8 protein-coding genes are annotated in these 8,421 nt (G+C 63.1%); 3 read left to right on the top strand and 5 right to left on the bottom strand.

The genetic code is table 11. The features are described 5' to 3' along the window. Positions 1-64: 64 nt before the first annotated feature. The 4 genes from lpdA to JWR98_RS20510 are packed head-to-tail and all read right to left on the bottom strand — an operon-like array spanning position 65 to position 5,001. Entirely contained in the window at positions 65-1,444 is a 1,380-nt protein-coding gene (lpdA, locus tag JWR98_RS20525; RefSeq protein WP_205491064.1) for a dihydrolipoyl dehydrogenase, read from the bottom strand. A 4-nt stretch (positions 1,445-1,448) separates the two neighbouring features. Beyond that, on the bottom strand, positions 1,449-2,705 hold the full coding sequence (locus JWR98_RS20520) for a dihydrolipoamide acetyltransferase family protein (protein ID WP_078733826.1): 1,257 nt from the start codon (positions 2,703-2,705) through the stop codon (positions 1,449-1,451). Further along, complete coding sequence (locus JWR98_RS20515) at positions 2,706-3,764, bottom strand: alpha-ketoacid dehydrogenase subunit beta (RefSeq protein ID WP_065903963.1); 1,059 nt, start codon at positions 3,762-3,764, stop codon at positions 2,706-2,708. It lies immediately after the preceding gene. A 1-nt stretch (position 3,765) separates the two neighbouring features. Next, on the bottom strand, positions 3,766-5,001 hold the full coding sequence (locus tag JWR98_RS20510) for a 3-methyl-2-oxobutanoate dehydrogenase (2-methylpropanoyl-transferring) subunit alpha (protein ID WP_205491063.1): 1,236 nt from the start codon (positions 4,999-5,001) through the stop codon (positions 3,766-3,768). A 194-nt stretch (positions 5,002-5,195) separates the two neighbouring features. On the opposite strand from JWR98_RS20510, the gene bkdR reads away from it, so the two are divergent. Beyond that, positions 5,196-5,684: a Bkd operon transcriptional regulator BkdR gene (gene bkdR, locus JWR98_RS20505; RefSeq protein ID WP_003174877.1), complete on the top strand. Its 489-nt coding sequence runs from the start codon at positions 5,196-5,198 to the stop codon at positions 5,682-5,684. 25 nt (positions 5,685-5,709) lie between these two features. On the opposite strand, the gene JWR98_RS20500 is transcribed toward bkdR, so the two are convergent. Beyond that, on the bottom strand, positions 5,710-6,573 hold the full coding sequence (locus JWR98_RS20500; protein WP_078733825.1) for an MBL fold metallo-hydrolase: 864 nt from the start codon (positions 6,571-6,573) through the stop codon (positions 5,710-5,712). A 94-nt stretch (positions 6,574-6,667) separates the two neighbouring features. On the opposite strand from JWR98_RS20500, the gene JWR98_RS20495 reads away from it, so the two are divergent. Together JWR98_RS20495 and JWR98_RS20490 are read left to right on the top strand one after the other, a co-directional pair. After that, positions 6,668-7,003, top strand: a complete 336-nt coding sequence (locus JWR98_RS20495) for an ArsR/SmtB family transcription factor (RefSeq protein WP_003174875.1) — start codon at positions 6,668-6,670, stop codon at positions 7,001-7,003. Between the two features lie 51 nt (positions 7,004-7,054). Next, entirely contained in the window at positions 7,055-8,299 is a 1,245-nt protein-coding gene (locus tag JWR98_RS20490) for an NAD(P)/FAD-dependent oxidoreductase (protein ID WP_078733824.1), read from the top strand. Positions 8,300-8,421 lie beyond the last annotated feature (122 nt).

The following is an 8,421-nucleotide window of genomic DNA, read 5'->3' as shown; positions in this document are numbered from 1 at the left end:
CTCCCACAGGGGAATGCATTCCAAATGTGGGAGGGGGCTTGCCCCCGATGGCCTCGCCACGGTTTTACAGGTGCAACGCGTGACCCAAAGCCCGCAACGCGGCTTCCTGCACCGCTTCGCCCAGCGTCGGATGGGCATGGATAGTGCCGGCCACGTCTTCCAGGCGCGAGCCCATTTCCAGGCTCAGGCCAAACGCGGTGGACAGCTCGGACACGCCCACGCCCACGGCCTGCCAGCCGACGATCAGGTGGTTGTCGCGTCGCGCCACCACCCGCACGAAGCCGGTTTTCGACTCCAGGGTCATGGCCCGGCCATTGGCGGCGAACGGAAAGCTCGACACGATGCAGTCCAGGCCGGCGGCCTTGGCCTCGTCCGGGGTCTTGCCGACCACCACCAGCTCCGGGTCGGTGAAGCACACTGCCGGGATCGCCGCCGGGTTGAATTCGCGGTGTTGACCGCTGATCAGTTCGGCCACCATTTCACCCTGGGCCATGGCCCGGTGCGCCAGCATCGGCTCGCCGCTCAGATCGCCGATGGCGTACACGTTGCGCATGCTGGTCTGGCAACGGCTGTCGATCCTGATTGCCGCGCCGTTCATGTCCAGGTTCAGCGCTTCTAGGTTCCAGCCCTGGGTGTTGGGTTTGCGACCAACGGCTACCAGTACTTGATCCGTTTCCAGTGACAAGGTGTCGCCATTCGGGTCGCGCACTTGCAGGCAGTGGTCGGCATAACCGGTGACGCTGTGCTTGAGGTACAGCTTGACCCCCAGTTGCTTGAGGGATTCGCTGACCGGCTGCGTCAGCTCGGCGTCGTAGGCCGGCAGGATGCGATCCTGCGCCTCGACCACGCTGACCTCGGCGCCGAGTTTGCGATAGACAATCCCCAGTTCCAGGCCGATATACCCGCCGCCCACCACGATCAGGCGCTTGGGCACCCGCGTCGGCGCCAAGGCTTCGGTGGACGAGATGATCGGCCCACCAATCGGCAGCATCGGCAGGTTGACGCTGGTCGAACCGGTCGCCAGCAGCAGGTGTTCGCACTGGATGCGCTGGTCGCCGACGTCGACGGTCTTGCCATCGACTATCTTGGCCCAGCCGTGGATCACCTGCACTTTGTGCTTCTTGAGCAGCGCGGCGACGCCGGTGGTCAGGCGGTCGACGATGCCGTCTTTCCATTCCACGCTTTTGCGGATGTCCAGGGTCGGCACGTCGACTTCGATGCCCAGTTGCGAGCCTTGGCTGTGGTGCACGGTCTGCTGGAATTGCTCGGCCACGTGGATCAAGGCCTTGGACGGAATGCAGCCGATGTTCAGGCAGGTACCGCCCAACGCCTGGCCTTCCACCAGGACGGTCGGGATACCCAACTGACCGGCGCGGATCGCCGCCACATAGCCGCCGGGGCCGCCGCCGATAATCAGTAACGTTGTTTGCAATGTCTGGGTCATGCCCTTACTCCAGGAACAGGCTGGCGGGTTGTTCGAGCAGGCCGCGAATAGCCTGGATGAATTGCGCCGCGTCCATGCCATCGACCACGCGGTGATCGAACGAGCTGGAGAGGTTCATCATCTTGCGCACCACGATCTGGCCCTTGATCACCATCGGCCGCTCAACGATGCGGTTGACGCCGACAATCGCCACCTCCGGCAGGTTCAGCACCGGTGTGCTGACGATGCCGCCCAAGGCGCCCAGGCTGGTCAGGGTGATGGTGGAGCCCGACAGCTCATCGCGGCTGGCCTTGCCGTTGCGCGCGGCCGTGGCCAAACGCGCGATTTCCTCGGCATTGCCCCACAGGCTGCGTGCCTCGGCGTGACGCACCACCGGCACCATGAGGCCGACGTCGCTCTGGGTGGCGACGCCCACATGCACCGCGCCGAGGCGGGTGATGACCTGGGCTTCGTCGTCGTAACGCGCGTTGATCTGCGGGAAGTCGCGCAACGCCACGACCATGGCCCGTACGATAAACGGCAGCAGCGTCAGCTTGCCGCGTGTGGCGCCGTGTTTCTCATTGAGGTGCACGCGCAGCTCGTCCAGCGCGGTGACGTCGATCTCTTCCACATAGCTGAAATGCGCGGCGCGGCGGGTGGCGTCCTGCATGCGCTGGGCGATCTTGCGGCGCATGCCGATCACCGGGATCTGTTCCTCGTCGTTGCGTTCGGCGTAGGGGTTGGCCGCTGTGGAGGGCGTGGACGAGCCTTGTTGCAGATAGGCCTCAAGGTCTTCATGCAGAATCCGGCCCGCCGGGCCGCTGCCCTGCACCAGGCGCAGTTGAATCCCCGCATCCAGCGCATGCTTGCGCACCGCCGGCGAGGCCAACGGACGTTCATCGGCTGCACGGGCCTGCGGCGCCTGGGCTTTCACCGCGACCGGCGCGGGCTTGTGTTCGACCGATGCCGGTCTGGCTTCAACCACCGGCGCGGCCTTTGGCGGCTCAGCGACCGCCGGCGCGTCCTTGGCGTTACCGGCGCCTTCCACTTCAATGCTGATCAGAATACTGCCCACGGCCATGACCTCGCCCGGCTCGCCACCGAGGGCAATCACCTTGCCGTGCACGGGCGAGGGAATGTCCACCATCGCCTTGTCGGTCATCACATCCGCCAGCACCTGGTCTTCGACGACCAGGTCGCCGACCTTCACATGCCACTGCGACAATTCAACTTCCGCGATGCCTTCGCCGATGTCCGGCATCTTGATAACGTGCGTGCCCATTCAGACCTCCATGACCCGTTTCAACGCCGCGCCCACTCGGGACGGCCCTGGGAAATACGCCCACTCCTGCGCGTGCGGGTAGGGGGTGTCCCAGCCGGTGACGCGCTCGATTGGCGCTTCCAGGTGGTGGAAGCAATGCTCCTGCACCAGCGACACCAACTCGGCGCCAAAACCGCAGGTACGCGTGGCTTCGTGCACCACCACGCAACGGCCGGTCTTCTTCACCGACTTGACGATGGTCTCCAGGTCCAGCGGCCACAGGCTGCGCAGGTCAATGACCTCGGCGTCGATGCCGGTTTCTTCGGCGGCGACTTGCGATACATACACGGTGGTGCCGTAGGTCAGCACCGTCACGGCCGACCCCGGACGCACGATGGCGGCCACGTCCAGCGGCACGGTGTAGTAACCGTCCGGCACTTGCGCTTGCGGGTGTTTCGACCACGGGGTTACCGGACGGTCGTGATGGCCGTCGAACGGGCCGTTGTACAGGCGCTTGGGCTCCAGGAAGATCACCGGGTCATCGTTTTCGATGGAGGCGATCAACAAGCCTTTGGCGTCATACGGGTTGGATGGCATCACCGTGCGCAGGCCGCAGACCTGGGTGAACACCGCTTCGATACTCTGGCTGTGGGTCTGGCCGCCGTAGATGCCGCCGCCGCAGGGCATGCGCATGGTCAGCGGTGCGGTGAACTGGCCGGCCGAGCGGTAACGCAGGCGCGCGGCTTCGGAGATGATCTGGTCGGTGGCGGGGTAGACGTAGTCGGCGAACTGAATTTCGGCCACCGGACGCAGGCCATAGGCACCCATGCCCACGGCCACGCCGATAATGCCGCTTTCGGAAATCGGTGCGTCGAATACCCGCGAGCTGCCGTACTTGGTCTGCAAGCCTTCGGTGCAGCGGAACACGCCACCGAAATAACCGACGTCCTGGCCGAATACCACCACGTTGTCGTCGCGTTCGAGCATCACGTCCATGGCCGAGCGCAGGGCCTGGATCATGGTCATGGTGGTGGTGGTCATGGCGGTTTCCAGTTCGATACTGTTGTTGTGATCGTTCATGTCAAACCCCCAGCTCTTGACGCTGGCGCTTCAAGTGCTCCGGCATCTCTTTGTAGACGTCCTCGAACATGGTCGCGGCGCTTGGAATCTGGCCGCCGGCCAGGGTGCCGTACTGTTCGGCCTGTTTTTGCGCCGCGATGACTTCGGCTTCAAGTTCGGCGGTGACCGCCGCGTGTTCCTCTTCGGACCACTGGCCACTCCTGATCAGGTGCTGCTTGAGGCGCGCAATCGGGTCGCCCAACGGGAAGTGGCTCCAGTCGTCGGCGGGGCGGTATTTGGACGGATCATCGGAGGTGGAATGCGGGCCGGCGCGGTAGGTGACCCATTCGATCAGGGTCGGTCCGAGGTTGCGGCGCGCACGTTCGGCGGCCCAGGCGGAGGCGGCGTACACCGCGATAAAGTCGTTGCCGTCCACGCGCAGGGAGGCGATGCCACAACCGACGCCGCGTCCGGCGAAGGTGGTGGCCTCACCGCCGGCGATGGCCTGGAAGGTAGAGATGGCCCATTGGTTGTTGACCACGTTGAGAATCACCGGCGCCCGGTACACGTGGGCGAAGGTGAGGGCAGTGTGGAAGTCGGATTCGGCGGTGGCGCCGTCGCCGATCCAGGCCGAGGCGATCTTGGTATCGCCCTTGATCGCCGAGGCCATGCCCCAGCCCACACCCTGTACGAATTGAGTGGCGAGGTTGCCGGAAATGGTGAAGAAGCCCGCGTCTTTCACCGAATACATGATCGGCAACTGGCGGCCCTTGAGCGGGTCGCGCTCGTTGGACAGCAACTGGCAGATCAGGTCCACCAGCGGCACGTCGCGGGCCATCAGGATGCTTTGCTGGCGGTAGGTGGGGAAGCACATGTCGTCGATGTTCAAGGCCAGGGCCTGGGCGCTGCCAATAGCTTCTTCGCCAAGGCTCTGCATGTAGAACGACATTTTTTTCTGACGCTGGGCGACCACCATGCGGTTGTCGAAGATGCGCGTCTTGAGCATGGCACGCATGCCCTTGCGCAGGATATCTACCGGAACCCCTTCGGCCCATGGGCCCAGGGCCTGGCCCTGATCGTCGAGCACGCGGATCAGGCCCTTGGCCAGGTCGGCGGTGTCGGCGGGTTCTACGTCGATGGCGGGTTTGCGCACCAGGCCGGCGTCGGATAGGCGCAGGTAGGTAAAGTCGGTCTTGCAGCCTGGTCGTCCCGAGGGTTCGGGGACGTGCAGGCGCAATGGTGCATACGGCTGGTTCATGGCTTCTACGCTCGATCTTGTGAATTTCTTGTAGTGGGCGCGCTAGCTGACAGTCAGTCTTCGGGTAGAAGAAATCCTGTCCTACAACAATCATAGGCGGGGCGTAGAAGAATATTTATCTGTGTTTCGTTGCGCTTGGGATCATTTGCGGATAAAAAAACTGCATAAACATAATAAACAGGTGATTTTGTCTCATGCGCAAACTGGACCGTACCGACATCGGCATTCTCAACGCTCTGCAGGAGAATGCCCGCATCACCAACGCCGACCTGGCCCGCTCGGTCAACCTGTCGCCCACGCCGTGCTTCAACCGGGTGAAGGCGATGGAAGAGTTGGGGCTGATTCGCGAGCAGGTCACCCTGCTCGACGCCGATTTGCTGGGGCTGCACGTCAACGTGTTCATCCACGTGAGCCTGGAAAAGCAGAACGAGCTGGCGTTGCAGCAGTTCGAAGGCGCGATTTCCGACCGCCCCGAGGTGATGGAGTGCTATTTGATGGCGGGCGATCCGGACTATTTGATCCGGGTGCTGGTGCCGACGATACAGTCGCTGGAGCGCTTCATGATGGACTTTCTGACCAAGGTGCCGGGGGTGGCGAACATTCGGTCGAGTTTTGCGCTCAAGCAGGTGCGCTATAAAACCGCGCTGCCGTTACCGGCGAACGGTATCAGCCTCGGTTCCTGACTCAACTCGGTTAATTAACCGCATTTCAAAGTTGGTTGAGCGGGATCTTCAGGTAAGTCACTCCGTTCTCTTCCGCCGGCGGCATATTCCCCGCCCGCACATTCACCTGGATCGCCGGCAGCAGCAACGTCGGCATCCCCAGCCCTGCATCCCGCTGGGTGCGCATCGCCACAAACGCGGCCTCATCCACCCCGTCATGCACATGAATGTTCCCCGCGCGCTGCTCCGCCACGCTGGTCAGGCATTGGGCTTCGCGACCTTCGGGCGGGTAGTCATGGCACACGTACAACCGCGTCTCGGGCGGGAAGGCCAGCAGTTTGCGCATCGACGCATACAACTGGCGCGCATCGCCGCCGGGGAAGTCGCAGCGGGCGGTGCCGACGTCGGGCATGAACAGGGTGTCGCCCACCAGGATCAAACGCCCGTCGATCAGGTAGGCCATGTCGGCGGGGGTGTGTCCCGGTACATGCAACGCCTGGGCCGTCAGATTGCCGATATGAAAGACCTCATCCGGCGCGAACAGGTGATCGAACTGCGAGCCGTCGACGCGAAATTCCGGCTCCAGGTTGAACAGGTGCTTGAACACGTCCTGCACCCTGCCGATGCTCTGGCCGATGGCGATCTTGCCGCCCAGGGTGCGACGCAGATACGGCGCGGCCGATAAGTGATCGGCGTGGGCATGGGTTTCCAGCAACCACTCGACCTGCAGCTGGTGTTCGCGGACGAAGGCAATAACCTTGTCGGCCTGGCGCGTGTCGGTGCGCCCGGAGGCCGGGTCGTAGTTGAGCACCGAATCGACGATGGCGCAGGGGCCGCCGTCTGTTTCATAGACGACGTAGGTGTAGGTCGACGACGCCTCGTCCAAAAAGGAATGAATCAACGCTGACATGACGGTTGCCCCTGAGGTTGAAAAAAGTGATTACAATCACTTTACATTTACACATAATGTTTCGAGCTTAAGTGACGCAAAGGACCCGAGGCAAATGGAATCTACTCTGAGTGAAGGCGAAGTCGCCCAGTTGCGTGCGTCGGCGTCCAAGGCCTGCGCGTTGCTCAAGGCGCTGGCCAATGAGGACCGCTTGCTGATCCTGTGCCAGTTGACCCAGGGCGAGCGCAACGTCGGTGAACTGGAAGCCCTGACGGGCGTACGCCAGCCCACGCTGTCGCAACAGTTGGGCATTTTGCGCGATGAAGGGTTGGTCGCCACCCGTCGGGAAGGCAAATACATTTTCTACGGATTGGCCAGCCACGAAGTGATTCAAGTGATGAAGACCCTGTCCGGCCTGTACTGCGGCGCGGTGATAAAAAGCTGGGCGTGACGCCATACGGCAGCGACCCTTGTGTGCATTGACGATAAAAGGCAATAGACCATGACCGACCAACACTGGGGCCCAACCATCAGTGGCGATATCGTTGTCATCGGCGGCGGTTCGGCGGGCATCGGCCTGCTGGCCAGCTTGCTCAAGCGCGACCCGCACCTGAACATCACCCTGATCGAACCGAGCGACTATCACTGCTACCAGCCGGCCTGGACCCTGGTCGGCGGTGGCGCCTATGACGTGAAAAAGACCCGTCGCCCCCTGGCTGACGTGCTGCCCAACGGCGTGACCTGGGTGCAGGCGGCCGTCACTGAGCTGCTGCCGGACGAGCAGACCCTGGTGCTCGACAGCGGCCAGCGTGTCACCTGGAACAACCTGATTGTCTGCCCCGGCCTGCGCCTGGCCTGGGAAAAAATCGAAGGCCTGGAAAACACCCTGGGCCAGCACGGCGTCACGTCCAACTACAGCTACGAACACGCGGCCTACACCTGGCAACTGGTGCGGCAACTCAAGGGCGGCAAGGCGCTGTTTACTCAGCCGGCGATGCCGATCAAGTGTGCAGGTGCGCCGCAAAAGGCCATGTACCTGTCCTGCGATCACTGGCTCAAGCAGGGCAACCTCAAGCACATCGAGGTCGAATTCAACCTGGCCGGCGCGGCGTTGTTCGGCGTGGCGGCCTTTGTGCCGCCGCTGATGAAGTACGTGAAAAAGTACAACGCGCGCCTGGCCTTCAACACCAACCTGGTGAAGGTCGATGGACCGGCGCGCAAGGCCTGGTTCGAGGTGAAGGATGCCGAGGGCAATGTCACCGTCGAGGAGAAATCCTTCGACATGCTGCACGTGGTCCCCCCACAGGTGTCTCCGGATTTTATCCGCCACAGCCCGCTGGCCGACGCCGCCGGTTGGTGTGAGGTGAACCCCCACAGCCTGCAACACCTGCGTTACCCGCACATTTTCGGCCTGGGCGATGTGTGCGGCACCACCAATGCCAAGACCGCCGCCGCCGTGCGCAAGCAAATCGTGGTGGTTGCCGAAAACCTGCTGGCCCTGCGCAAGCACGCACCGCTGCCGCTCCAGTACGACGGCTACGGTTCCTGCCCGTTGACGGTGGAGAAGGGCAAGGTGGTACTGGCCGAGTTCGGCTACGGCGGCAAGTTGCTGCCGACGTTCCCCCTCGATGCGACCCGTGCGCGGCGTTCGATGTGGTTCCTCAAGGCCATCTTGCTGCCGTGGTTCTACTGGAACGGCATGCTCAAGGGCCGCGAGTGGCTGACCCGTCTGAGCAAGGTGGACTGAATGCTGCTGGCCAGTGTGTTGGGGTTGTTGATGGGCCTGGTCATGGGCCTCACGGGTGCGGGTGGCGGCATCCTCGGGGTGCCGGCGTTGGTGCTGGGCCTGGGGTTGAGCATGACCCAGGC

Origin of the sequence: Pseudomonas lactucae, from assembly GCF_016937615.1 — a bacterium.
Classification (GTDB): Bacteria; Pseudomonadota; Gammaproteobacteria; order Pseudomonadales; family Pseudomonadaceae; genus Aquipseudomonas; species Aquipseudomonas lactucae.
The sequence above is the reverse complement of the archived record's forward strand: the minus strand, read 5'-3'. Positions and strand labels throughout refer to the sequence as shown.

What these genes read in the sequence shown, in the direction of transcription:
- JWR98_RS20515 (WP_065903963.1), bottom strand. Translation starts at nt 3,764, where the DNA reads ATGAACGATCACAACAACAGTATCGAACTGGAAACCGCCATGACCACC.
- JWR98_RS20500 (WP_078733825.1), bottom strand. Translation starts at nt 6,573, where the DNA reads ATGTCAGCGTTGATTCATTCCTTTTTGGACGAGGCGTCGTCGACCTAC.
- JWR98_RS20520 (WP_078733826.1), bottom strand. Translation starts at nt 2,705, where the DNA reads ATGGGCACGCACGTTATCAAGATGCCGGACATCGGCGAAGGCATCGCG.
- lpdA (WP_205491064.1), bottom strand. Translation starts at nt 1,444, where the DNA reads ATGACCCAGACATTGCAAACAACGTTACTGATTATCGGCGGCGGCCCC.
- JWR98_RS20510 (WP_205491063.1), bottom strand. Translation starts at nt 5,001, where the DNA reads ATGAACCAGCCGTATGCACCATTGCGCCTGCACGTCCCCGAACCCTCG.
- JWR98_RS20495 (WP_003174875.1), top strand. Translation starts at nt 6,668, where the DNA reads ATGGAATCTACTCTGAGTGAAGGCGAAGTCGCCCAGTTGCGTGCGTCG.
- JWR98_RS20490 (WP_078733824.1), top strand. Translation starts at nt 7,055, where the DNA reads ATGACCGACCAACACTGGGGCCCAACCATCAGTGGCGATATCGTTGTC.
- bkdR (WP_003174877.1), top strand. Translation starts at nt 5,196, where the DNA reads ATGCGCAAACTGGACCGTACCGACATCGGCATTCTCAACGCTCTGCAG.